The following is a 24,284-nucleotide window of genomic DNA, read 5'->3' as shown; positions in this document are numbered from 1 at the left end:
CGAATCGGTCACGGCCCGCACCGCGGACGCTGCGTCGATCACGGCCCACGGTGGCCGGTCGATCGGCGATCACGACCGTCCGCCCATGGTCGGCGCTGCTGGTCGGGACGCGGCGCGCGGTGATCGGTCTGAGCAGTACCTGGGGGCAGTCGCTGCGGCATTGGCGTACTTGTCGGGGTGATCGGGGCCGGGTGATCGGTCTGAGAAGTGCGTGGGTGCGGGTGTTGCGACGGTGGCGTACTTGTCGGGGTGATCGGGGCCGGGTGATCGGTCTGAGAAGTGCGTGGGTGCGGGTGTTGCGACGGTGGCGTACTTGTCGGGGTGATCGGGGCCGGGTGATCGGTCTGAGAAGTGCGTGGGTGCGGGTGTTGCGACGGTGGCGTACTTGTCGGGGTGATCGGGGCCGGGTGATCGGTCTGAGAAGTGCGTGGGTGCGGGTGTTGCGACGGTGGCGTACTTGTCGGGGTGATCGGGGCCGGGTGATCGGTCCGAGCAGTGCGTGGGTGCTGCCGCGGCGACGTCAGGTGCTTCTCGCAGCGATCATCATCGGGCATCCGAGGCCCGGGTCGGCCACACGCTCGATCTGTCGACCTCCCACCATTTCCGCTGATCACGGCCACCTCGGGGTTCGGAACGCGCCCGTTGCATGATCAATGAGACGTGAGCGGGGTCTGCTGGAGATCAAACCCCGCTGAGGTCTCGCTCGTGGCGCATCCTGCGGTCGTGGACGACCTAGGTTCCGCGTTCCGTGCCCGTTGCATGACCAGGTAGACGTGAGCGGGGTTGGGGGAAGATCCAACCCCTCTCACGTCTACGTCGTCGTGGAATCTCCTGTGGGCGCGCCGTTCCCGGCTCGCGACCATTGCCTCACGCCCCGGTCCTGGTCTTCGGCGTAGTCGGCCGGTTTCCCCTGCTGCTGCCTGTCGGTGGGGTGGCCGGGTTGGCAGAACTGCCGAATATCGTGGCTGGGTGGGCGGCCGTCCCCGGCGCGGGCCCAGGTCTGTCCTGGACGAGCCCGTCGCTGCTGGGTTCGTGCCCGCCTTGCGGTGGTCCCGATCCACACCCTCGCGATGATCATCGGGCCGTTCGAGGGGTGTCCACCTCTCATGATCGGGCGGGATCGGGACATGGGCTGCAAGAGGCATGTTGCCGGATGGGGTCAGGCCCGCACCGCGGGCGCTACGTCGATCACGGGCACATGGTGGTCGATCTTCGGCCATGACCATCCGCCCGTGCTCGACGCTGCCGGTCGGGACGTGGTCCGTGGTGATCGGTCTGATCAGTACCTGGGTGCGGGTGCGACGACGGTGGCGTACATGTCGGAGCGATCACGGCCAGGTGATCGATCCGAGCAGTACCTGGGTGCGGGGGCGGCGACGGTGGCGTACGGGTCGGAGTGATCAGGGCCGGGTGATTGGTGCGAGGAGTGCGTGGGTGTTGTTGCGGCGCCGGCTGGTGCTTCTCGCTGCGATCAGGGCCGGTGATCGGTGCGAGGAGTGCGTGGGTGCTGTCGCAGCGACGTCTGGTGCTTCTCGCAGCGATCACCATCGCGCGGCCGCGGGCCCCAGTTCGGCAACACGCTCAGATGTGGCCGCTGATGCGCCGATCTGCTGATCACGCCGCTCGCGGCGCCGGCGCCGCGGTCAGCCGCACTCCAGTTGTAGCAGCCTCCAACCATGCGGGCCCGGTGCACGCCGCCCACCGTCACGGCTTCGCGTCGGCGACCCCGACCGCGACGGGTCGATCCGTGGTGGCGGCCCCGCCCGCCCGTGTCGTGCGCCGGACGAGCGCGGCGGCACACCATGCGGACAGCAGCGCGACCACCGAGAGGCCGATGCCGAGCAGCGTCGGGCCGTTCGGCGCCGTCGCGACGAGCGTGGCGACGAACGGTGTCAGACCGCCGAGGACGACCCCGAGCTGCATTCCCAGCGACAGGCCCGAATAGCTGACCTTCGTGGCGAACGCCTCGGCGAGCATCACGGGGTAGACGCCCGTGATGACGGCCCAGCCGACCCCGAAGATCAGCAGGTAGGCGGTGAGCACGAGCACCGCGGAGCCGGTCGCGATCATGGGCAGGAAGAACAACGAGGTGACCGCGATGAACACCGCGCCCGCGAGGTACGTGGGCAGCCGGCCGAACCGGTCGGACAGCGCGCCCGCGGCGGGGACGAGCGCGAGGTGCAGCACGCCGCTGAGGATGATCCCGAGCAGCGGCAGCGCGGAGGGCACGTCGTGCTCGCGCGCGTACGCCAGGCTGTAGACGACGGTGATGTAGGACGCCACCGCCTGGCCTGCCTGTACGCCGCCGGCGAGCAGGATCTGGGTCGGGTGGGTGCGGAGGACGTCGCGGATCGGGGAGGCCGACACCTGGGCGTTCGCCTTGTTCCGCTCGAAGTCCGGGGTCTCGGCCAGCCCGAACCTGACCAGGAGCCCGACGACGACCAGGAGGCCGCCCGCCCAGAACGGGATCCGCCAGCCCCACGTCTGCATCGCTGCGGGGTCCATGCTGGTGCTGACGGCGAGGAAGGCGAGGTTGCCGAGGACCAGGCCGAAGGACACACCCACTCCGGGCAGCGACGCGAACAGCCCCCGGCGCCCCGCCGACGCGTGCTCGGCGACGAGGAGGACGGCCCCGGGTTGTTCGCCGCCGAAGGCGAACCCCTGCGCGAGCCGGAGCAGGACGAGCAGCACCGCTCCCCAGTGGCCGATCGAGTCGTACCCGGGCAGGCAGCCGATCAGCACCGTCGACACGCCCATGATGAGCATCGTCGTGACGAGGACGTTCTTGCGCCCCAGCCGGTCACCGAAGTGGCCGAAGACGATGCCGCCGAGCGGGCGGGCGAGGAAGCCCACGCCGAAGGTGGCGAACGACGCCAGCACGCCCACCGTCGGATCGGCGGAGGGGAAGAAGACCGGTCCGAAGACCAGGGCCGCGGCCAGCCCGTAGATGGCGAAGTCGTAGTACTCGAGCAACGTCCCGCCCAAGCTCGCGGCGGCCGCACGCCGCGTCTGCTTCAGGCTGTGGGAGGGAGATGCCCGCCGCTGATCTGCGGTCATGGTTGTACTCCTTTGTACAAAGGGGGGGCCTTGGAGGGTCAGGCGACCCGGATTACGACCTTCCCGACGGCGGTCCCGGTGGACCCGGGGCCCTGGGCCTCCTCGGTCTGCTGCCAGGGGACGACCCGCGCGATGACCGGGCGGAGCGTGGTGAGGTCCAGGTTCCGGACCTGCTGGTAGAGCGCGGCCAGCTCGGCCGGGGAGCGGGTGCGGAACGTGACCCCGCGCAGGGTGAGCTGCTTCAGCGAGAACGCCTCCAGGTCCGCCGTCGCCTCCGCGCCCGCGGCACGCCCGACGTTGACGATCCGCCCGTTGACCGCCGCCGCGGCGACGAGGTCGGGGAAGTAGTCCCCGCCCACGTGGTCCACGGCCACGTCGGCGCCCGTCCCCCCGGTCGCGTCGAGCACCCGGTCCGCGAAGCCGGGCCCCGCGCTGTGCAGGACGAGGTCGGCCCCGAGGCGGTGCAGGACGCCGTCCGCGCGGTCCGATCGCGCCACGGCGATGATCCGGCCGGCCCCGAGGTGCCGGGCGAGCTGCACCGCCTGCAGGCCCATGCCCGAGGTGGCCCCGGTGACGACGACGCTCTCGCCGGCGCGCAGCCCGTCGGCCGCGTTCAGCGCGCTGCACCCGGTCAGCAGGCCGACGATCGCCGCCGCGCCCTCCTCGTCGGACCACGCCGGCGGGACCGGGACGGTGAACCGTGCGTCGGCGACCACCTGCTCCGCCAGGCCGGCGGGCACCATGGCCATCACCCGGTCACCGACCCGCACGCCCGTGACGCCGGCACCGACCTCCGTGACCTCACCGGCGGCGTCCAGGCCGGCCACCCACGGCACGCCGTCCGCGGGGGGAGTGCCGTACCCGCCCTGCGGCACGACCCGGTCGGCGTAGTTGACCGAGACGGCACGGACGGAGATCCGGACCTGCCCGTGGCGCACCTCCGGCTCCGGGACGTCACCGAGGGCGAGTGTCGCGCCGCCGGTGTGGCGGTGGATCAGCACCGCCTTCATCGCGGCGTCCCGGTGACCTCGGACAGCAGAGCCGCCATGTCGCGGACGGGCGCGGTGCCGTCCCAGCGCTGCGCGGCATCGGCGATCGCGTCGAACAGCGCGGCCTTGTCGGCCCCGCGTTCGGAGATCTCGATCGCGGTGCCGTCGACGGCCTCGCGGTCGAAGTAGGCGAACCGGCTGTCGGGCCTGCCGGGCAGCGACGTGCCGCGGTGGAGCTCGACGTACCCGCGGGCCAGCGCGGCCTCCACCCCGGCGTCGAAGTGCTCGGTCCAGAACGCGACGTGGTGCAGGCCCTCCCCGAACTCGCCGACGAACGCGTGGAAGAACGACGGCGAGTCGTCGCGCAGTTGGATCAGCTCGACCTGCACGCCACCGGACTGCGCCAGCGCGCCGTTGCCCTCCAGGTAGTAGAACGGCCCGACGCCCGGGCCCTCGAGCCACTGGCGCATGGCCGTGTGGATGTCCGTGACGATGTAGCCGAGCTGTCGGATCGGTCCGAAGGGCGCGGTCATGGGTCTCCTCAGCGGGTCAGATGATCGGGTGCACGAGTCGGTGGGTGAGCCTCCAGCGGCCGTCCGGCCCGCGGCGCACCGTGTCGGTGAACTCGCCGACGCTCAGCCGGCCACCGGAACGGAAGGTCAGGACCTTGGAGCGGCAGGTCGCCGCGTCCGGGCCCGCCGGCGCGACGGTCATGGTGGACAGGTGGTGGCTCAACGCGGGGTCGGTCGAGTTCTCGAGCGTGTCGACGAGCTCCGCCAGGCTGTGGAGGTGCGTCTTCCCGGGGTTCTCGTACCGGACGTCGTCGGCCAGCAGCTCGCCCAGGCGTGCGGCGTAGTCACCGCCGCTGTCGAAGGCGAACGCGATCTCGGCGATGAGGTGCTGGATGGAGATGATCTCGCGCTCGGTCAGGCGGTTGACCACAGGGCCTCGGGTCGTGTGCATGGGTGGATCTCCTCGGGGCCGGTGAGGGGGGTGACGTCGCTCGCTCTTCGGCACTCGGACGCGCCTGGCTATGACGGCGCTCACTCTTCGTCACCCGGACATGCCTCGGTATGGCGGTGCGACCAACCCTGCCGCGGGCAGGTTGTACCGCGCTCCAACCACGCCTGGGCACCATGGACCGGGTGAGAGCAGCGATCTATCGGAAGACCGGGCCGGCCCGGGACGTCCTCGAACTCGTCGAGCTGGACGTGCCCGACCCCCGGGCGGGGGAGGTGCGGGTCGCGATCTCGGCCTCCGGCGTGAACCCCACGGACTGGAAGGCCCGCGCCGGACTCACCGGCCGCGCTCCCGACGATTTCCAGGTGCCCCACCACGACGGCGCCGGCCGGGTCGACGCGATCGGCCCGGGGGTCACCGGGCTCGCCGTCGGCCAGCGCGTGTGGCTCTACCTCGCCGCGGCCGACAACCCGTACGGCACGGCCGCGGAGTTCGCGGTGGTACCGGCGAACAAGGTGGTCCCGCTCCCCGACAACGCGTCCGACGAGCTCGGTGCCGGCCTCGGTGTGCCCGCGCTGACGGCGGCGTACTGCCTCGGCGGCGACCCCGGCGCGGTACGGGGGCGGACGGTCCTCGTCGCGGGCGGCGCGGGAGCCGTCGGGCACTTCGCGATCGAGCTGGCGAAGCACGCGGGGGCCCAGGTGGTCACCACGGTCAGCTCGGCGGAGAAGGCCGAGCTGGCGCGTGCCGCGGGCGCCGACCTCGTGCTGAACTACCGCGAGGAGGACGTCGCGGAGCGGATCCTGGCGTCCGTCGGGCAGGTCGACCGCATCGTCGAGGTCGCGCTGGGGGCGAACATCGACACCGACGCCGCCGTCGTCGCACCCGACGCCGTGATCGCCGTCTACGCCGGGGAGTCCGAACAGCCCAGGATCCCGATCCTGCCGTTGGCGGTGGCGAACGCGTCGATCCGGTTCGCGCTGATGTACACGGTCTCCGCAGCCGAGTTCAGGCGGGTGATCTCCTGGACGAACGACGCCATCGAGGCGGACGCGTTGTCTGCCCTGCCCGTCTCCGACTTCGAGCTCAGCGACGTGGTCGCCGCGCAGGAGGCCGTGGAGAAGGGTGCCATCGGGAAGGTGCTCGTCCGCCCGTGAGCCCGTTCGGGCGGGCCCCGGACCGCAGGTCACGACCCTGACCGGACACCTAGTGCGGCCGGGGAAGCGGGTGGTGCGCGGGCAGCGTGCTCGCCGCCGAGACCACGAGGAGGTCCGCGGACCGTTCCCGGGGCGCCCGCAGCCGGTGTGGCTGTGCGGAGTCGAAGTGCAGGCTGTCGCCGGTGTCCAGGACGATGTCCTCGTCGTCGAGGGTCACCGTCACCGGACCGGACATCACGTGGATCCACTCTTCGCCGACGTGCCGGGCGTCGAGCGTGACCTCCCCGGGGTCGATGGAGACCCGCACCGCCATCAGGTTGCTCCGGTCCGAGGTGAGCACCTGGTACTCGCCCTCGCGGCCACGACTCGCCCCTCGGCGGTCGCCGGCCCGGATCAGCCGGTGGATGCGGTCGTCCTGCTCCTCGACCAGCTCGCCGACGCTGACGCCGTACACCCGGGCGAGTTGCAGCAGCGTGCCGATCGACGGCTGGCGGTCGCCGCTCTCCAGCCGCGACAGGTGGGCCGACGAGATCCCGGCGAGGCGAGCGACCGAGCTCAAGGTGGTGCCGTGCCGGCTGCGGATGGTGCGCAGCCGCCGCGCCACCCGGACATCGACCTCGTCACTCACCGGTGTGCTCCGCTCGCCTTGCCGTCCGCTGCCCACTCGCGCAATCCGATCATGCTGCTCACGAGAGGACCGCCAGCGGGAGGTACGCGGAGACGACCCAGTTCGGGGCGTCGACCACTTCGGTGATCTTGAGGTCGACGCACACGCTGGCCAGCACGTACGCCTCGACGGGGCTGAGCGGGTAGGCCCGCACGAGATGGTCGATCATCGCCCGGGCCGCGTCCCGGGCGGCCGCCATCAGATCCGGCCCGACCCCCATGGTCGCGAACCAGCCCTCGTCCTCGAGGCCGGCGCGCAGACCGCCCGGGGTCTGCAGCTGGGGCCCGGCGATCGTGCGGTCGCGGTGCAGGCGTACCCGGATCTCGCCGGCCGCGGACGTCTCGATCGCGCTGACGCACAGCTCACCGTCGCCCTGTGCCGCGTGCGGGTCGCCGAGGGCGAGGCGGGCGTCGGGGACCTGTACCGGCAGGAAGAGCCGGCTGCCGGCGACCAGGTCGCGGCAGTCGAGGTTCCCGCCGAAGCGGCCCGGCGGCAGCACCGGCGTGGGCGCGTCGACCTGCGGGCACACGCCGGTGACCCCGAAGAACGGCCGGATCGGGACCGCCGCCACGTCGCCGAGGCGGGCGACCCCGGAGCCGTCGGAGAGGTCCCAGCGCTGGAAGTACGGGTCCGGGAAGTCCTCGCTGAGCAGGCCCAGACCGGGCAGGACGGCGGTCCACCCCCAGTCGACCGGCCGGACGTCGATGATCTCGATCTCCAACGTGTCGCCGGGGCGGGCGCCCTCGACCATGATCGGCCCCGCCATCGGGTACACCCCGTCCCAGTCCAGATCGGGCACCGGGTCGCCGGTCCGCAGCCCGTCGAACTGGCCGCCGAGGGCCTCCTGCACCTCGAAGGCGACGGTGTCCCCGTCGCCCACCACGATCGCGGGCTCGTGCTCGGTGCTCCAGAGCCGGTGCGGCGGGGCGTTCAGGTGGTGGTGTGGCATGCCGGGCGCTCCCGCCTACTTCTCGTCGAGCAGGTCGGGTTGGGCGTGCACGATGTCGTCCCACAGGATCTGGAAGCTGAAGCGGGCGAGCGAGGGGGAGCCGAACTGCCGGTGGGCGGTTCGGGCGTCGGCGTCGGAGAGGTAGGCGGGGGTGCCTGCGGCCTCGGCCAGCAGCTGGACCTGCGCGGCGCGGTCGAAGCTGATGAACCAGTAGGCGGCCTCCTCCAGCGATCCGCCGACGGTGATGATGCCGTGGTTGGCGAGGGCCACCGCCCGGTGCTCGCCCAACGCGGCCGCCATGCGCTCGCCTTCCTCCTCCTCGAGGGCGAGGCCGTTGTACTCGGAGTACACGGCCTGGTCCTCGAAGAAGGCGCACGCCTCCTGCACGACCGGCCGCAGTGGGGAGCCCAGCGCCGCCAGCGCCCGTCCGTTGATGGAATGCGCGTGCGCCGCCGCCACCACGTCGGGACGCCGACGGTGAATCGCGGAGTGGATGACGAACGCCCCCCGGTTCACCGCGCGAGTGCCCTCGACGACGGAGCCGTCCTCGTCCACGAGCACGAGGTCCTTGACGCTGATCCGGCCGAACGAGACACCGAACGGGTTGCACCAGAACATCTGCGGGAACTCGGGATCCCGCACGGTGATGTGGCCGGCGACGCCCTCGTCGTAGCCGAGGCGACCGAAGATCCGCAGGGCGGCGGCGAGCTGCTGCTTGCGGTGCCGGCGCTCGTCCTCCGGTGAGTCGAACGCCGGCGCGTCGGGGACGTCGAGGGTCGCACGCGTGGTGGAGGTGCTCATGAGCACAGCGTCGCGACCAACCGAGGCGAAATCAACCCCAGTGACAACTTCTGGTGTCTCTGAGGCAAGCTCGCTAGGGCCGTGACCCGCACGAGGAGGAGTAAGTCCATGGCTCGCACCGGAATGCGCGCAGCGCTCACCGATCTGCTCTTCAATGCCGACCTCACCGTGGAGGACGCCGTCGACCGGCACTTCGCCCCGGACTACCGCCAGCGCACCGACGGTCAGTGGGACGACCGCGCCGGGTTCGTCGCGCACATCAGCCACCTCCGCACCGTCGTGGCCGAGGGCTTCGTCGAGGTCCATGACGAGCTGTACGACGGCACCAGGTACGCCGACCGGCACACGGCGCACATCACGAAGAAGGGCGGCTCGACCGTGCGCATGGAGGTCTACGCGATCGGAGACCTCGCTCCGGACGGACGTTTCCGCCGTGTCGAGGAAGTCACCCTCATGCTGCAGGGGAGCGACTCCGACCGGGCGATCGGCAACGCCTGCTGACGTCGCCCCACCCCTCGCGATCCGGTGGGTCACCCGTGGGCCGGATGGTGATCGCTGCGAGAAGTATCTGACGTCGCCGCGACAGCACCCACGCACTGCTCGGACCGATCACCGGGCCGTGATCATCCCGACAAGTACGCCAGTGTCGCAGCACCAGCACCGAGGTGCTGATCAGAACGACCACCGAGGACCGCGGGCGTTCGGCGTCCTTGCCCACTCGGGCGCCCTTCGCCACGCTTGACACCTTAACAAAGTTCAGGCACGGTGTGCTCCAGCCGACCTGAACGTAGTTAAGGAGCCTCTGGTGCGTGCAGCAGTAGTCAGCAACCCGGACGCCGCACCCGTCTGCGCGGACTTCCCCGATGCGCAGCAGCAGCCGGGGAAGGAGCCGCTGCGGGGCACGATGGCCGAACGGCTGGTCACCCCGTTCGAGGTGGAGCTGCCTGCCGGGGCCGATCCGCTCGCGGTCGCGGCCGGCATGAATCCCGGCATGTCGGGCTGGATGGCGCTGGTCGCCCGGCGCAGGGAGGTGGGCGAGCTCGGCACCGTGTTGGTGCTGGGGGCGACCGGCATGTCGGGTGGCCTGGCGGTGCGGGCGGCGCTGTCCATGGGGGCGCAGCGGGTGATCGCGGTCGGGCGCGACCCGGAGGCGATGGAGGGGCTGCGCGGACCCCGCGTCGTGACCGTGCCGCTCGCGCACGGCGGTCCGGACGCCTGGAGGGCTGCGCTCGGTGCTGCCGTCGCGGAGGCTCCGCCCGCGCTCGTGCTCGACTTCGTGTGGGGGCCCGTTGCCGAGGTGGCCCTCGCCGCGCTGAGAGGGGTCAGCGCGGACGACGACGTCCCCATCGACTACGTGCAGTTCGGTGCGCTCGCCGGTACCGCGGCGTCCCTGCCGGCCGCGTTGCTGCGCAGCCGGCGGATCCGGATCAGCGGTAGTGGCACGGGCTCGGTCTCGAAGGCCCGGATGATCGCCGAGGTTCCCGAGGTCATCGCCCGGTTCGGGGACGGGACCTTCGACGCGCCCTACACCGCCTACCCGCACAGCCGCGTCGGCGCGGCATGGGCGCACCAGGGGCGGACCCGCGCCGTCGTCGTCCCGGACTGACCGGACCCGGTTCGAGGAGAGCGGAGGGCGGCATCGTGCGAAGCGCGCATCGGTTGACAGCTGACGTCGAGGGCGGTCCCGAGGCCTCGGGGCAGCTCGGTTCCCGCAACCGCATCGTGATCGGGGTGCTGCTGGTCTCCACGTTCGTCGTCTTCCTCAACGAGACGATCATGAGCGTCGCGCTGCCGGTGCTCATGACCGACCTGCAGATCACGGCGAGCGTCGGGCAGTGGCTCACCGCGGGCTTCCTGCTCACGATGTCCGTGGTCATCCCGGTCACCGGGTTCCTGATCCGGAGGGTGCCCACGCGCACCCTGTTCGCCACGGCCATGCTGCTGTTCAGCGCAGGCACGCTGCTCGCGGCGCTCGCGCCCGGGTTCGGTGTGCTGCTGGCCGGCCGCGTCGTGCAGGCCGGCGGCACGGCGATCATGATGCCGCTGCTGACGACCACGGTGTTGACGCTCGTGCCCCCGGCCCGCCGGGGTGCCCTGATGGGCAACATCTCGATCGTCATCTCCGTCGCACCCGCGATCGGGCCCACGGTGTCGGGCATCGTGCTGGACCTGTTCGGCTGGCGCTACATGTTCTGGCTGGTGCTGCCGATCGCACTCGCCGCGCTGGTGCTGGGGCTGCGGCTGATCACGAACGTCGGGGAGACCACGTCGGCGCCGATCGACGTGGTGTCCGTGGTGCTCTCCGCTCTCGGCTTCGGTGGCCTCGTCTACGGGTTGAGCAGCGTCGGCCACTCCGGTGGCACGTCGGGGGTCGTGGTGTGGGGCGCATTCGCCGTCGGCGTCGCGGGCGTGGTGGCGTTCGTCGCCCGGCAGCTGGTGCTGCAGCGGGCCGACCGCGCCCTGCTGGACCTGCGCACGTTCGGATCGCGGACGTTCACGATCGCCAGCGCGATGATGATGCTGACGATGGGGACGCTGCTGGGCACGGCCGTGCTGCTGCCGATCTACCTGCAGAACGCGCTGGTACTGGATCCACTCACCACGGGCCTGCTGCTCCTGCCGGGTGGGCTGCTCATGGGTGTGCTGGGGCCGGTGGTCGGGCGGCTGTACGACCGGTTCGGTGCGCGGACGCTGCTCGTGCCCGGCACGGTCGCCACCAGCGCGGCGCTGTGGTCGGCGACGCTGTTCACGGCCGAGAGCTCGCCGCTGCAGGTGGTCGGGTTCCACCTGCTGCTGTCTTCGGGGCTGGCATTCGTGTTCACGCCGCTGTTCACCGCGGGCCTGGGGGCGGTGCCGCCGAAGCTGTACCCCTACGGGAGCGCGATCTTCAGCACCGCCCAGCAGCTGGCCGGGGCGGCCGGCGTGGCCCTGCTGGTCAGCGTGCTGTCGGTGCGCTCGGCGGCGCTCGCCGCGGAGGGCGTCCCGCTCGTGGAGCAGACGGCAGGTGGCGTGCACGCAGCGTTCCTGGTGGCGGCAACTTTGTCGCTGTTCGCCATCGTCGGCGCGTTCCTCATCCGCGGTTCGGCGCCCGCAGCGCACTGACGGCTGCGCGCCGCCGCCCCGGCAACGTCTCTTACCCGATCCCGAACCGAATCATGATCGCGATTCACCCGGGATCGAGATCGTGTGGGTGCCGAGCCGGCCGTCCACTTCCCGTCCGGCGCCGATCCTGGTGCCCCGCTTCCGAGGAACGACCGTGAACCGTCCGCTGCGCGTCCTGATCGGCGCCGACACGTTCCCACCCGACATCAACGGCGCCGCCCGGTTCACCGCGCGACTGGCCGCCGGCCTCGCCGGGCGAGGGCACGAGGTGCATGTCGTGGCGCCGTCGGACACCGGCCCCGCCTCGTCCCCGGTCCCGGCAGACGGGGTGACGGCGGTGCACCGGCTGCGCTCCTACCGCGTCCCCGGCCAGGACCGGTTCCGCGCCTGCCTGCCCGGCCCGGCCGCCGCGGGGGCGCAACGGGTGCTGCGGGCGGTGCTCCCGGACGTCGTGCACGTGCAGTCGCACTTCCAGGTCGGGCGCGGTCTGCTCGCGGCCGCCGCCGACGCCGGGTTCCCGACCGTCGCCACGAACCACTTCATGCCGGAGAACATGCTGGAGCACGCCCGGGTGCCGGACGTGCTCGCCGACCGGGTCTCGCGGTGGGCCTGGCGGGATCTGGCCCGCGTCTACGGGACCGCCGATGTGGTCACCGCGCCCACGCCCCGGGCCGTCGAGCTCCTCGGCGCCCGCGCGGGGCTCTCGGGTCGCGCGGTGTCCTGCGGCATCGACCTGAGCAGGTTCGGGGCCGGTGGCGTCGAACCCGAACCCGGGGCGGAGCCCACGGTGCTGTTCGTGGGCCGGCTGGAGCGGGAGAAGCGGGTCGACGAGCTGATCCGGGCGTTCGCGCTGGTGGCCGGCCCCGCCCGGCTGGAGATCATCGGTGACGGCACCCGCCGCGCCGGGTGGAGCGCGTTGGCCCGGGACCTCGGCCTGGCGGACCGGGTGCGGTTCCGCGGCGCCGTGGACGACGACGCGCTCGTCGCGGCCTACCGGCGGTGCGCGGTGTTCTGCATGCCGGGCATCGCCGAGCTGCAGAGCCTGGTGACGCTCGAGGCGATGGCGTCCGGGCGGCCCGTGGTGGCCGCCGACGCCGTCGCGCTCCCGCACCTCGTCCACCCCGGCCGCAACGGCCTGCTGTACCGGCCCGCAGACGTGGCCGGGCTCGCCGCGGCGCTCACCGCCCTGCTCGACGATCCGGCGACCCGTGCGCGGATGGGCGCGGCCGGCCGGGAGGCGGCCGCGGCACACGATCTCGACGCGACCCTGGACGCGTTCGAGGACGTGTACGCGCAGGTACGCCGACGCGTCGCCCCCGCCCACCACCCCGTCGGCAGCGCGCGGTAGCGGTGCCACCCGGCCGAGCGCTCCCCGAACCATCGAGAAGACCCCTCTGAGGCCGTCGGGTGTCCCCGGCGTTCCCGCTCGCTACCACTGGAGAGAAGTCATGGTGCACGTCACGCCCGTCGCACGCCCGTCAGGTGCCACGGAAGACAGATGGAGCGGGCGGCTGGTCCGCTGGTTGGTGATCCTCGTCGGGGCGAACCTGTTGGCCGACCTGGTCATCGTCGCCCCGCTGCTGGCGTTGCCGGACATGATGCGGCACTTCCAGACCGACCAGGCCGCGTGGCTCAACTCGAGCGCGATGCTGGCGGGCGCGATGTGGGCGCCGTTGCTCGGGCGCAGCGCCGACATCCACGGCAAGCGCCGGATCCTCGTCGCCACCATGCTCGTCACGTTCGCCGGATCGCTGGTCTGCCTGGTCGCGCCGAACGTCGTCGTCTTCGTGCTCGGGCGGTTCCTGCAGGGCGCGGCCATGGGGGCGGTGCTGCTCACGGTGGCGATCACCCGCCAGGTCTGCACCCCACGCGTCGGTATGACCGCCGTCGGCGTCGTGACCACCGGCGCGTCGTTCCTGGGGATCCCCTCGTTGTTCCTGCTGAACCCGGCGATCGACGCGTTCGGCTACCGGAGCGTCTTCGTCGTCGCCGCCGCTCTCGCGGTGGTCTGCGCGGTCACCGTGCGGCTGTTCATCCCGGAGCCGCCGATCCGCTCCGGCGGCTCGATCGACGTCGTCGGGGCGCTGCTGCTCGGTTCCGGCCTGGTCGCGGTACTCGGTGGCGTCAGCATGGCCCCGGACCTGGGCTTGGCGCACCCGGGGCTGCTGGCCGCGCTGGTCGGCGGGGTCACCGCGCTGGTCGCCGGGGTGCGGCACGTGCTGCGGGTCCCCGAGCCGATCGTCGACCTGCGCGGGCACAGCGGGTCGCTGGCGTTGACGCTGGGCGCGGTGGCGCTCACGGCCGGGTCGGTGCAGAGCATGCTGCAGCTGAAGAGCCTCGTCGCGGAGGTGCCGCCCGAGCTCGGCCTCGGCTACGGCCTCGGCGGTGGCGACGTGGTGCTCGCGTTGTTCGTGCTGTCCGCGGTCGGGATCATGATCGGCGGCCCGGTGTCCGGTGTCCTCGCGTCCCGGATCGGTCCGGCGCGCACGCTGCTCGCCGGGATCGCGGTGGGCCTGCTGGCCACGTTCGGGATGCTCGTGGGCGTCTCGGTGCTCGCGGTCGGGCTCGTCTGCGCCACCCTGCTCGGCGTGGCCGCCGGCGCGGGCATCGCCTCCAGCTTCAACCTCGCGACCGTCATGACACCGCCCGAGAACCACGGTGCGATCGGCAGCCTGGTGGCGGTCGTGCTCTGCGTCGGGTCGGTCGTGCTCAACGTCGTCGGCGTGATGGTGCTCAACGCGACAGCCACCGACACGCTCGTCGCAGGCGTCGCCGCGAACTCCCTGGCCGGGGTGCACCTCTACGTCCTGATGGGCGGCGCGGCGCTCGTCGCGGCCGCGGTGCTCGCGACGGTGCTGGTGCGCGCTCGTCGGTGAATCAGGCGTCCGGCAGGGTGGCGAGGCCGTTGAGCACGATGCCGAGATGCCGTTCGAACCGCCGGTCGCCGTCGTCGTGGAGGTGCCCGGCCTCCTTCACCAGTGACGCGCCCTCGCCGAGCCAGGCGTCGCGCTCGGTGGCCGAGTAGCGCGTCGGATCGGCCTCGGCGGACTGGTGCCGTTCCTGCTCCTCGATGACGAAGCCGACGACGAACGCGGTGACCACGTCGACGGCGTCGTCGGCGTCGTCGGGCTTCCAGCCGGCGGCGATCCAGCGTTCGAACAACGGCTCCTTCATGCGGACCACGTCGGGGTCGGTGATCCGGGTGCCGCTGAAGATGCGGGCCCCGTCGCGGTGGAGCAGGTACTCCGAGCGCAGGACGCGGGCGTAGGCGGCGAGGTCGTCGCGCCACCCGTCACCCGGCGGGACTGCGGCGAAGGCACCGGCCACGCGGCGCATGACCTCGGTGGCCATCTCGTCGAGCAGCTCCTGCTTGTTGCGCACGTGCCAGTAGAGGGCGGGGGCGCGGACGCCCAGCCGGGAGGCGAGCGCGCGGACGGTGAGGGCGTCCATGCCCTGGTCGTCGAGGAGTTCGAGCGCCGCTGTGACGATCCGCTCCCGGGTGATGCCCTTGGTCATCGTTGACACCTTAACGGTGTTCAGGCATGCTGGCCACAGCATTGAACTTAGTTAAAGGAGATCCTGATGCGCGCAGCAGTCGTCACCGCCCCGGATGCACCACCCGTCTGCGGTGACTTCCCCGAGCCGACGGTCCCGCCCGGCCACGAGCCGCTGCAGCTCGTCGGCGCGGGCCTGCACAACATCGTTCGCGGGCTGACCTCCGGGCGGCACTACGGCCGCGGGCAGATGACGTACCCGCTGGTGCCGGGCATCGACGCGGTCGCTCGCACCGGAGACGGGCGCCTGGTCTACACCGGCTACGCGCGTCCGCCCTTCGGGACGATGGCCGAGCGGCTGGTCGCTCCCTTCCAGGCGGAGGTTCCGGCGGGGGCGGATCCGCTCGCGATCGCCGCGGGCATGAACCCCGGCCTGTCGGGCTGGATGGTGCTCACCGCCCGGCGCAAGGAAGTGGGGGCGCTGGGCACCGTGCTGGTGCTGGGCGCCACCGGGATGTCGGGCAGCCTGGCGGTACAGGGCGCGCTGGCGCTCGGGGCGGAGCGGGTCATCGCCGCCGGGCGCGATCCGGAGGCGCTGGAGCGGCTGCGCGGCGCGGGCGCGACGACGGTTTCACTGGCCCACGACGGGCCCGACGGCCTGGAGGAGGCCCTGGCCGGCGCCGTGTCCGAGACGTCGCCCGGTCTCGTGCTGGACTACCTGTGGGGGCCCGTCGCCGAGGCGGCCTTCGCCGCGCTGGCGCGTAGCGGCGAGGACACCGAGGCGAACACGGCCTACGTGCAGATCGGCTCGCTCGCGGGCCTGGAGGCGTCGCTGCCCGCGGAGCTGCTGCGCAGCCGGCGGATCCGGATCACCGGGAGCGGCGCCGGATCGGTGTCCCACGAGGAGATGCTCGCCGAGGCGCCCGAGGTCATGGCCCGGTTCGCCGACGGGTCCCTGCACCTGCCCTACACCGCGTTCCCGCTGAGCCGGGTCGGTGAGGCGTGGGCGCACACCGGGCGCAGCCGCGTCGTCGTCGTGCCGGACTGAGCGGTCCACCAGTCGATCGGGATCGGAGAGGGGAACTGTCATGCAGAAGAAGGCACTCGTGGTGGGGCTCGGGATCGCGGGGATGTCCGCGGCGATCGGGCTGCGCCGGGCGGGATGGACACCCGTGATCGTCGAACGGGCGCCGGAGCGTCGGACGGGGGGCTACTTCATCTTCATGTTCCACGAGGGTTTGCAGGCCGTGGCCGACCTGGGCGTCGCCGACCACCTGCACACCCGCAACCCGGATTGGCGACCGGGCGGGAACTCGTGGACCGTGGATCGTCGGGGCAGGCGGAAGCCGGCTCTGGGACTGCTGGACGCGCCCAGCGGGCTGGCAGCGGTGCTGCGCGGCGACATCGAGGCCGCGCTGTGGCAGGGCATCACCGGTGACGGGATCGGCGACGCGGTCGAGGTGCGGTTCGCGACCACTCCGGTCGAGATCACCGAGGGCGCCGGCGGGGTGCAGGTCCTGCTCGAGGACGCCGGCACCGGGAAGCGGTACCGCGAGGACTTCGACCTCGTGGTCGGCGCGGACGGGATGCGCTCGAGCGTGCGCCAGATGGTGTTCGGTCCGAACGAGGACTACATGGCGAACTGGAAGTCGATGATCTGCGCGTTCCAGATGAAGGAGCAGGTGCCCTCCTACGAGGCGAGCGACAGCATCATCGTCTCGCGCCCCAAGCGCGCGATGTGGGTGTTCGGACTCTCCGACCACGCGCCCTGCGCGTGGCTGACCTTCCGCACCGAGGACATCCCGGACCGGTTCGCCGGGCCGTCGATCGAGCAGGTGCGCGCGGCCTTCTCCGGGATGGAGGACGAACCCGTGGTGCGCCACGTCCTGGCCTCCCTCGAAGAGGCCCCCGAGCACGTGTTCGACTCGATCCACCAGGTGAAGATGCCCCGGTGGAGCACGGGGCGGGTCGTGCTGGTGGGGGACGCGGCCTGGTGCATGAACACCTACTCGGCGATGGGCTCCTCGTCCTCGCTGCGCGGCGGCGCCGCACTGGGCGTGGCCCTGGCGGAGCACCCCGACGACCTCGCCGCCGCTCTGGCGGCCTATGAGACCGGCCTGCGTCCTTACATCACCAAGCAGCAGCGCTCCGCACGGGTGAAGCAACAGAGGTTCGTGCCGTCCAGCCGTCCGGCCCAGGTGCTGGGTTCGGTCGTCCTCGAACTGATCCGCAAGGTCGTCCACCGCCGGATGACGGCGGAGTACACCGCATCGTCGGCCCTGTCAGGCGCGGCGCGGTGAGGACCATGCGGAAGAGGGCGCCGCAGAAGAGGGCACTGGTGGTGGGGCTCGGGATCGCGGGGATGTCCGCGGCGATCGGGCTGCGTTGGGCCGGGTGGACGCCGGTGATCGTCGAACGCGCGCCGGAGCGGCGTACCGGGGGCTACTTCGTCGGGTTGTTCCCCGAGGGGCGGCAGGCCGCGGTCGACCTGGGGATCGCCGAGCACCTGCACACCCGCAACCCGGTCAGGGAGGGAAGCGGGAATGCGTGGTCACTGGATCGTCGGGGCAGGCGCAGGCCGGCCCTGGGATTCCTGGACCAGCCCGGCGGGCCGGCGGCGGTGCTGCGCGGCGACATCGAGGCCGCGTTGTGGCAGAGCATCACGGGAGTCGAGGTGCGGTTCGCGACCACCCCGGTCGCGATCACCGAGGGTGCCGCCGATGCGCAGGTGCTGCTCGAGAACACCGACACCGGTGCGCGGTACCGCGAGAACTTCGACCTGGTGGTCGGCGCGGACGGGATGCGCTCGAGCGTGCGCCGGATCGTGTTCGGCCCGCACGAGGACTACCTGACCACGTGGAACGCGATGATCTGCGCCTTCCAGCTGAAGGAGCAGGTGCCCTCGTACGAGGCGAGGGACAGCATCATCATCGCGCGCGCCAAGCGGGCGGTGTGGGTGTTCGGGCTCGCCGACCACGCGCCCACCGCGCTGCTGACCTACCGGACCAGGGACATCCAGGAGCAGTTCAGCGGGTCGCGGGTCGAGCGGCTGCGCGCGGTCTTCTCCGGGATGGACGACCCCGTGGTGCGACACGTCCTGGACTCCCTGGAGGAGGCCCCCGACCACCTGTTCGACTCCGTGCACCAGGTGAAGATGCCGCGGTGGAGCACGCGGCGCGTCGTGCTGGTGGGGGACGCGGCCTGGTGCATGAACCTCTACTCGGGCATGGGTGCCACGTCCTCGCTGCGCGGCGGCGCCGCACTGGGCGCGGCTGTGGCGGAGCACCCCGACGACCTCGGCGCCGCGCTGGACGCCTGGGAGGCCGGGCTGCGCCCGTTCATCACCAAGAACCAGCGCACCGCGCGCCTCAAGCAGCAGATGTTCGTCCCGTCCAGCCGTCGGGCCGAGGCGGTGCGCGCGGTCCTCATCGGTCTGGTCCGCCGGGTCCGCGGTCGCCAGCTGGCGACGGAGGCGGGCGGGCCGCAGGCCCCGGCGCTGTCCGGCACATCGCGGTGACGACAGGGACCCGCCATGACGAGGCGTGACGTCGCGGTCTGGGGCGCTGCGGCCATCGTCGTGGCCGCCGGGCTCGCGCCCCTGCTCGTCCCGGGTTCGGCCCTGCCGATGATGCTGGGGATGCTCGGGCTGATCCTCTTCCTGCTCGCGCACGGCAGCCTGACCTACGGGCGGCTCGGCGTCCTGGGCTTCTTCGCCTGCGCGTACCCGGTGGCGTTCGCGTTCGAGGCGCTGTCGATCGCGACGGGGTTTCCCTTCGGGTCCTTCACCCACGACGGCCCCGGCCTGCAGATCCTCGGCGTCCCGCCCACGGTGCCGATCGTGTACGGCGTCGCGGGGTACGTGGCGTGGTCGATCGCCCGGCTGGTGATCGTCGGCGACCGACCCGGCAGCCTGACCGGGCCGGCGCGGTTCGTGGTCCCGCCGGTGGCCGCCCTGGTGCTCGCGGGCTACGACGCCGTGATCGACCCGACCGGTGCCACGGTGGAGGGCCGGTGGAGCTTCGGGGACCCGGGCGGGTTGTTCGGGGTGCCGCTGACGAACTTCCTGGGTTGGGCGGTGACGGGGTGGGTGGCGTTCCAGCTCTTCGCGCTGCTCGGGCCGCCCGCGCGGCGGCTCGGTTCGACCTCGGTGCTGCCGCCCGTGGTGTGGCTCGGCGTGTACCTACCCGCCGTCGTCACCTTCGTGACCGCACCGGCGGGCCCGGCGGACGCGGTGACGGTGGCCGGGCGGAGCTTCCTGGTGTCCGACATCCAGGAGACCGCCGTCATCGTGGGGATGTTCAGCATGGGGATCCCGGCGCTCATGGCGCTGGCCTGCGTGCTCGCCAGGCGCGACGTGGCAACCCCCTCGTAGTGCGGGAGCTCAGGATCTGCTGCTGCCCGCGGTCGCCGCGTCGAGGACGTCCCGCAACTGTGAGCGTGCAGTGATCCCGAGCTTGGGAAACGCCCGGTACAGGTGCGAGCTCACGGTGCGGGGAGAGAGGAACAGGTTCTCGCCGATCTCCCTGTTGGTCCGGCCGCGCGCGGCCAGGCGAACAACCTGTTGTTGCTGCGGAGTGAGTTCGGCGAAGGCCTGGGGCTCCACTGCGGCTACCTGTGCTCCGGTTGCCCGCAGTTCGGCCTCGGTCCGTGCCACCCACGGTTGGGCGTCCAGTCGACGGAAGACGCCGTGGCACTCGTTCAGCAACTGACGCGCCTTCGCGATGCGGCGGCGGCGACGCAGCCATTCCGCGAAGTCGAGCAGGATCAGCGCATGCTCGAACGGCTGGTTGGTGGGCGTGGAGAGAGCGAGGGCGGCCCGGAAGTGCGTTTCCGCGTGGTTCGGATCAGCGAGCAGTGCCTGGCTGTGGTGGAGGAGCGCTCGGGCGCGTGCGGAGCGGGTCCCCACGGAGCGGACCGTGTTCTCGACGATCTCGGCTGCCTGCTGCTGGTGCCCGGTGCGCACTGCCGCCGCTGCGAGCTCCGGCAGGGCGGCGATGGATGCGTGGTAGTGCAGCGGCCCGCCGTGGACGTCGAAGGCGGCACGGAAGTGGGCGTAGGCGCCGTCGTGGTTCCCCGTCACGGCCTCGGAGATCCCCAACGCGCGGTGCGCGTAGACCGCGACGGACCGGCTCTCGGTCGGATCGATCAGCGACAACGCACGAGCCGCCAGTTCGCGCGCATTCACGGTATTGCCGCACAGCGCCGATCCCATCGCGTTGACGGCGTCGGCGCACGCTGCCGCGTGGTCGAGTCCGTACATCTCGGCGACGGCGGCGAGCTCGGCGCAGAGAGCCTGGGCTCGCGCCACCCGACCGTGCTCCAGGAAGGCCAGTGCCGCCACGCCACCGAGTCCGTCGGGCAGGGGGCCCGCGGACGACCACAGGGCCAGGGCCGCGTCGAAGGTCTGGACCGCGAGGTCGGACTCGTCCAGGATCCAGGCCGCGACCGCCAGCAGGTGCAGCTGTTCCGGTTGCTGCCGAGCGGCGGTGATCAGCTGGGTCAGCTCCGCCCTCAGGCCGGCGCTGCCGAAGGGATCGGCCACCGCCATGAGCCAGCGTCCCAACAGCGGGACCGATGTGGCGGGCAGAGCACCCAGGACGTCGGACAGGGCGGCTTCGATCTCGTCGCGTTGCGACTCCGCACCCGAGTAGAAGCGGACCACGGCGGCTGCGGCGAGGGCCTGCAGCGCGCCTTCGGGCTGGTGGGCCGTCAACTGCCGGGCCGCGGACATCAGCTGCCGGAACGCGGCTGCGTGGGAACTGGTCAAGGACATGAGCCGCCCCGTCTGCAGCGCGGACACGGCCAGCGGTGCCGGCTCGTCCGTCCACGCCCGGGTGCGCGTGGCCAGCCGTTCCACCCAGGCGAGCTGTCCCGTCATCACGGCCAGGTCCGTCGCCGAGGCGATCAGCCGGACGCGGTCCGCCCGGTCGGCGCTCAGCTCCGCGGCCCGCTCCAGCGCGCGCGCAGCCGCGGCGTACCCACCTCGGCGCCGCGCCCTCCCGGCGCTGCGTTCGAGCGCGGCGGCCACCTCGTGATCCGCTCCTGTGGTGGCGGCCGCCAGGTGCCAGGCGCGCCTGTCGGGGTCCTCGGTCAGCGCGGATGCCAACGCGTGGTGGGCGGCACGGCGCTCGTCGAACGACGCCGCCTGGTAGACGGCCGAGCGGATCAGCGGGTGCCGGAAGGAGACACGATTGCCGCAGCGGCGGACGAGGCCGGCCCCCTCCGCAGCCGTCCACATCCGGTCGGTCGCCCCGGGCAACAGGGCCAGAACGGGTTCGGCGGGGTCGTCGGTGGCGACCGCCAGCACCAGTAGGGAATGCCGGGCAGCCGGTTCCAACCCGGCCAGCCGGCCGATCCATCGGCGCTCCAGGCGGGCCGCGATGGGCAGCGGGTTGCCGCTGGTCAACGTGTCTGCGTCGGAACCGGCGGTCCTGGCGAGTTCGACGAGAGCCAGTGGGTTGCCCTCGCTCTGGTCGAGCACGATCGCTCGGGCCTCGTCGTCCGGTGGCCGGGGTTGCCGGTTCAGCAGCCTCGCCGCGGCCGCGCGGTCGAGGGGGGCGAGTTCGAGCGCCGGCCAGTGGGCGTCGAAGCCGGCAGGAGCGGCACCGTCCTCGGTGGCGATCACGATCGACACGGGATCGTCGCCGGTCCGCCGGGCGACGAAAGCGAGCACGTCCAGCGAAGCGTGGTCGGCCCACTGGGCGTCGTCGAGCAGCACCAGGACCGGCGATCCGGTGGCGAGGTCGGACAGGAGCGTGAGGACGGCGACCCCGATGAGCATCGGGTCGGGCGGGTCGCCGGGCGTTCCGAGGCCGAAGGCCGCCTGGAGGGCCGTGCGCTGGCGCACGGGCAGCTCGGTGATCGCGCCGCCGACCGGACGCAGCAGCTGGTGCAGGGTGGCGAAGGGCAGGTCGGCCTCCGCCGGACTGCCGCCCGCGCGCAGCACGGCACTGCCGGAAGCCTTGACCCGCTGGGCGACCTGGTCCAGGAGCGTGGACTTGCCGATCCCGGGCTCACCCGACACGACGACGGTGCGCCCCGAGTGGGCATCGGTGACCGCCTCGAGGAGTCGACGCAGCTCCACCGGGTGTGCGACATCCGCGCTGGAGGGGTCGCCCGACGAGCTCTCGGTGCGTGCGCCCCAGGCGGGTTCGGCCATCGGTTCTCCAGAGTCACGGACCCCTCAGACGCTACCAACGGCAGCCGCAGCGGCCCGCCGAGTGCAGTCACGTGTCCGATACCGCTTCCACCCCGGCGAGCCGAAGCTGGAAGAGCAAGGAACCGACCGAAGGAGAACCATGCCCACCGGATCCGGGTCGTCTCGACACGACCCCGCCGCGCCGCGCGTCACGACCATCGAGCTCGGCGACGTCCAGATCACCCGCGTCATGGAGTTCTCCGAGACCACGCCCATGACCACCGACGTCTTCTTCCCCGGCAGTAAGTCGGAGGAGTGGCAGCGCCACGCGGCCGTGCTGGACCCGCACCACTGGGATGCGACGACCGACCTGACGCGGGCCGCGACGCAGACCTGGGTGCTGCGCAGCGAGGGAAAGATCATCCTGATCGACACCGGTGCCGGCAACGGCAAGTACCGACCGCTGCAGCCGATCTGGTCCTACATGGACACCGACTACCTGGACAACCTCGCGGCCGCCGGTGTGCGGCCCGAGGACGTCGACATCGTCGTCAACACCCACCTGCACGACGACCACGTCGGGTGGAACACGCGCCTCGAGGGCCGGGACTGGGTGCCCACCTTCCCCAACGCCACCTACCTCATGCCGCAGCGCGACTTCGAGTACTGGAAGCCGGAGAACCTGCACAACACGGTGTTCGGCCGGGGCAACCAGAACGTCTACGAGGACAGCATCGACCCGGTGATCGAGGCGGGACTCGTCAAGACGTGGGACGAGTCCCACACCATCGACTCCAACCTCCGCCTGGAACTCGCACCCGGGCACACCCCGGGCGCCTCGATCATCCACCTGGAGTCCGCCGGCGATCGCGCGATCTTCGCGGGCGACCTCCTGCACGGCGCCATCCAGATCCACGAGCCGCACATCAACAGCTGCTTCGAGGAGGACGAGGACGGCGCCCGCGCCAGCCGGGCACGGATGTTCGCGCACGCCGCCGAGCACAACGCGCTCGTGCTCCCCGCCCACCTGCCCGGACACGGCGCGTTCGAACTGCGCCGTGCCGGAGGCAGCTACGAGATCGCCGCCTGGGCGCCGTTCTCCCGCACCTGACCCGGGCACGCCCCGGCCCGCCTGCGCAACGAGAGGAACCACGTGACCACCGAGACCACCGCTCCGACCCTCGACGTCTCCGGATACGGCTTCACCCGACAGACCTGGCTGGCGGCCCCACCGGCCGAGGTGTACGACCTGATCAGCACGGTGTCCCACATCAGCCAGTGGAGCCCGAACGCCATCCTGGCCCGGTACGACGAGGGGGCCGGCCCCCGGCCGGGCGCCTGGTTCAGCGGCCGCAACCGCAGGTCGGGCAACGAGTGGGACAGCCGGTCGCAGGTCACGGTCGCCGAGCCCGGCTCCGAGTTCGCCTACACCGTGCTCGGCTCCGTGCCCGTCCCGATCGTGCGGTGGCGCTGGACGTTCACCTCCTACGGCTCCGGGACACTGGTGGCACTGACCTGGCAGCTCATCGCCGCTGATCCGGTCCTGGGCGGCACCTACCGGGACCTCGACGACCTGCGGGACGCCACGATCGCCAGCGTCGAGGCGACCCTCGTCTCCCTGGCGAGCTGGATCGCCGATCGCCCGGCAGGCTGACCGCGAGCGATCGCCGTACGTCCGGGCCGCGCAGTCGGCCGGGTTCGGCTGCTCCTGCCCGTCGGCGGGGTGGCCGGGTCCGAATATCGGGGGACGGCCGCGCGAACGACCACGAGTTTCGTGGGTTGTGCCCGTCCCGGCCGTCCTCGGCGCGGGGGTCGGCCTCGGCGCCGGGCCCACTGCGAGTGAGTGCCCGGGTGCGGGGTGGTGCGGCTGCAGGCTGCGAGCGCCGGGACGCCGGGACGCTCGCGCCCCCTGCGTCTTCCGCTGCACCGTTCACTATTGCAAATGGGGGACCACCCGAACAGACCCATGC

The 24,284-nt window shown here is 72.0% G+C and carries 21 protein-coding genes; 12 read left to right on the top strand and 9 right to left on the bottom strand.

Going from position 1 to position 24,284, the window contains the following annotated elements; translation table 11 throughout:
* Positions 1-1,704: 1,704 nt before the first annotated feature.
* From CFP66_RS00610 to CFP66_RS00595, 4 genes are read right to left on the bottom strand one after another with little or no spacing between them, the layout of a single operon-like run.
* Positions 1,705-3,057, bottom strand: a complete 1,353-nt coding sequence (locus CFP66_RS00610) for an MFS transporter (protein ID WP_094919795.1) — start codon at positions 3,055-3,057, stop codon at positions 1,705-1,707.
* Positions 3,058-3,095: 38 nt separating this feature from the next.
* On the bottom strand, positions 3,096-4,067 hold the full coding sequence (locus CFP66_RS00605) for a zinc-binding dehydrogenase (protein WP_094919794.1): 972 nt from the start codon (positions 4,065-4,067) through the stop codon (positions 3,096-3,098).
* Positions 4,064-4,579: a VOC family protein gene (locus tag CFP66_RS00600; protein ID WP_094919793.1), complete on the bottom strand. Its 516-nt coding sequence runs from the start codon at positions 4,577-4,579 to the stop codon at positions 4,064-4,066. The genes CFP66_RS00605 and CFP66_RS00600 overlap by 4 nt, the downstream gene beginning before the upstream one ends.
* A 16-nt stretch (positions 4,580-4,595) precedes the next feature.
* Entirely contained in the window at positions 4,596-5,009 is a 414-nt protein-coding gene (locus CFP66_RS00595; protein WP_094919792.1) for a nuclear transport factor 2 family protein, read from the bottom strand.
* A gap of 182 nt (positions 5,010-5,191) precedes the next feature.
* Here CFP66_RS00595 and CFP66_RS00590 point away from each other — a divergent pair, with 182 nt between their 5' ends.
* Positions 5,192-6,163 carry an NADPH:quinone reductase gene (locus CFP66_RS00590; protein ID WP_198961182.1) on the top strand — a complete coding sequence of 324 codons (972 nt, stop codon included), beginning with the start codon at positions 5,192-5,194 and terminating at the stop codon, positions 6,161-6,163.
* Between the two features lie 49 nt (positions 6,164-6,212).
* On the opposite strand, the gene CFP66_RS00585 is transcribed toward CFP66_RS00590, so the two are convergent.
* The 3 genes from CFP66_RS00585 to CFP66_RS00575 are packed head-to-tail and all read right to left on the bottom strand — an operon-like array spanning position 6,213 to position 8,580.
* Complete coding sequence (locus tag CFP66_RS00585) at positions 6,213-6,791, bottom strand: helix-turn-helix domain-containing protein (protein WP_143517066.1); 579 nt, start codon at positions 6,789-6,791, stop codon at positions 6,213-6,215.
* A gap of 58 nt (positions 6,792-6,849) precedes the next feature.
* Positions 6,850-7,779, bottom strand: coding sequence for an acetamidase/formamidase family protein (locus CFP66_RS00580; RefSeq protein WP_094919789.1), 930 nt, complete (start codon positions 7,777-7,779; stop codon positions 6,850-6,852).
* 15 nt (positions 7,780-7,794) lie between these two features.
* The gene (locus CFP66_RS00575) at positions 7,795-8,580 is read right to left on the bottom strand and encodes a class II aldolase/adducin family protein (RefSeq protein WP_094919788.1); all 786 of its coding nucleotides are present in this window, start codon (positions 8,578-8,580) and stop codon (positions 7,795-7,797) included.
* A gap of 108 nt (positions 8,581-8,688) precedes the next feature.
* On the opposite strand from CFP66_RS00575, the gene CFP66_RS00570 reads away from it, so the two are divergent.
* The 5 genes from CFP66_RS00570 to CFP66_RS00550 all read left to right on the top strand — a co-directional run bounded on the left by CFP66_RS00570 (position 8,689) and on the right by CFP66_RS00550 (position 14,558).
* Positions 8,689-9,081, top strand: a complete 393-nt coding sequence (locus tag CFP66_RS00570) for a nuclear transport factor 2 family protein (RefSeq protein WP_094919787.1) — start codon at positions 8,689-8,691, stop codon at positions 9,079-9,081.
* Positions 9,082-9,385: 304 nt separating this feature from the next.
* Positions 9,386-10,186, top strand: coding sequence for a zinc-binding alcohol dehydrogenase family protein (locus CFP66_RS00565; protein ID WP_198961181.1), 801 nt, complete (start codon positions 9,386-9,388; stop codon positions 10,184-10,186).
* Positions 10,187-10,239: 53 nt separating this feature from the next.
* Positions 10,240-11,682: a DHA2 family efflux MFS transporter permease subunit gene (locus tag CFP66_RS00560; RefSeq protein WP_233159030.1), complete on the top strand. Its 1,443-nt coding sequence runs from the start codon at positions 10,240-10,242 to the stop codon at positions 11,680-11,682.
* A 154-nt stretch (positions 11,683-11,836) separates the two neighbouring features.
* Positions 11,837-13,030, top strand: a complete 1,194-nt coding sequence (locus CFP66_RS00555) for a glycosyltransferase (RefSeq protein WP_233159029.1) — start codon at positions 11,837-11,839, stop codon at positions 13,028-13,030.
* 100 nt (positions 13,031-13,130) lie between these two features.
* Complete coding sequence (locus CFP66_RS00550; protein WP_094919784.1) at positions 13,131-14,558, top strand: MFS transporter; 1,428 nt, start codon at positions 13,131-13,133, stop codon at positions 14,556-14,558.
* Position 14,559: 1 nt separating this feature from the next.
* Here CFP66_RS00550 and CFP66_RS00545 read toward each other — a convergent pair whose 3' ends face one another.
* The gene (locus CFP66_RS00545; RefSeq protein ID WP_094919783.1) at positions 14,560-15,198 is read right to left on the bottom strand and encodes a TetR/AcrR family transcriptional regulator C-terminal domain-containing protein; all 639 of its coding nucleotides are present in this window, start codon (positions 15,196-15,198) and stop codon (positions 14,560-14,562) included.
* 66 nt (positions 15,199-15,264) lie between these two features.
* Between CFP66_RS00545 and CFP66_RS00540 the strand changes: the two genes are divergently transcribed.
* From CFP66_RS00540 to CFP66_RS00525, 4 genes are read left to right on the top strand one after another with little or no spacing between them, the layout of a single operon-like run.
* Entirely contained in the window at positions 15,265-16,224 is a 960-nt protein-coding gene (locus CFP66_RS00540) for a zinc-binding alcohol dehydrogenase family protein (RefSeq protein WP_094919782.1), read from the top strand.
* Between the two features lie 40 nt (positions 16,225-16,264).
* Positions 16,265-17,476 carry an FAD-dependent monooxygenase gene (locus CFP66_RS00535; RefSeq protein ID WP_094919781.1) on the top strand — a complete coding sequence of 404 codons (1,212 nt, stop codon included), beginning with the start codon at positions 16,265-16,267 and terminating at the stop codon, positions 17,474-17,476.
* Between the two features lie 5 nt (positions 17,477-17,481).
* Complete coding sequence (locus CFP66_RS00530) at positions 17,482-18,693, top strand: FAD-dependent monooxygenase (RefSeq protein ID WP_094919780.1); 1,212 nt, start codon at positions 17,482-17,484, stop codon at positions 18,691-18,693.
* 15 nt (positions 18,694-18,708) lie between these two features.
* Positions 18,709-19,548: a carotenoid biosynthesis protein gene (locus CFP66_RS00525; protein WP_094919779.1), complete on the top strand. Its 840-nt coding sequence runs from the start codon at positions 18,709-18,711 to the stop codon at positions 19,546-19,548.
* A gap of 9 nt (positions 19,549-19,557) precedes the next feature.
* Here CFP66_RS00525 and CFP66_RS00520 read toward each other — a convergent pair whose 3' ends face one another.
* Entirely contained in the window at positions 19,558-22,335 is a 2,778-nt protein-coding gene (locus tag CFP66_RS00520) for a LuxR family transcriptional regulator (protein WP_094919778.1), read from the bottom strand.
* 139 nt (positions 22,336-22,474) lie between these two features.
* Here CFP66_RS00520 and CFP66_RS00515 point away from each other — a divergent pair, with 139 nt between their 5' ends.
* A complete protein-coding gene (locus CFP66_RS00515) occupies positions 22,475-23,425 on the top strand; it encodes an MBL fold metallo-hydrolase (protein ID WP_094919777.1) in 951 nt (316 codons plus the stop codon).
* Between the two features lie 42 nt (positions 23,426-23,467).
* A complete protein-coding gene (locus CFP66_RS00510) occupies positions 23,468-23,968 on the top strand; it encodes an SRPBCC family protein (RefSeq protein ID WP_198961179.1) in 501 nt (166 codons plus the stop codon).
* Positions 23,969-24,284: the final 316 nt, after the last annotated feature.

Source organism: Pseudonocardia sp. MH-G8 (genome assembly GCF_002262885.1).
GTDB lineage: Bacteria > Actinomycetota > Actinomycetes > Mycobacteriales > Pseudonocardiaceae > Pseudonocardia.
Note: the sequence above shows the minus strand (reverse complement) of the source record. Positions and strands in the feature narration are given on the sequence as shown.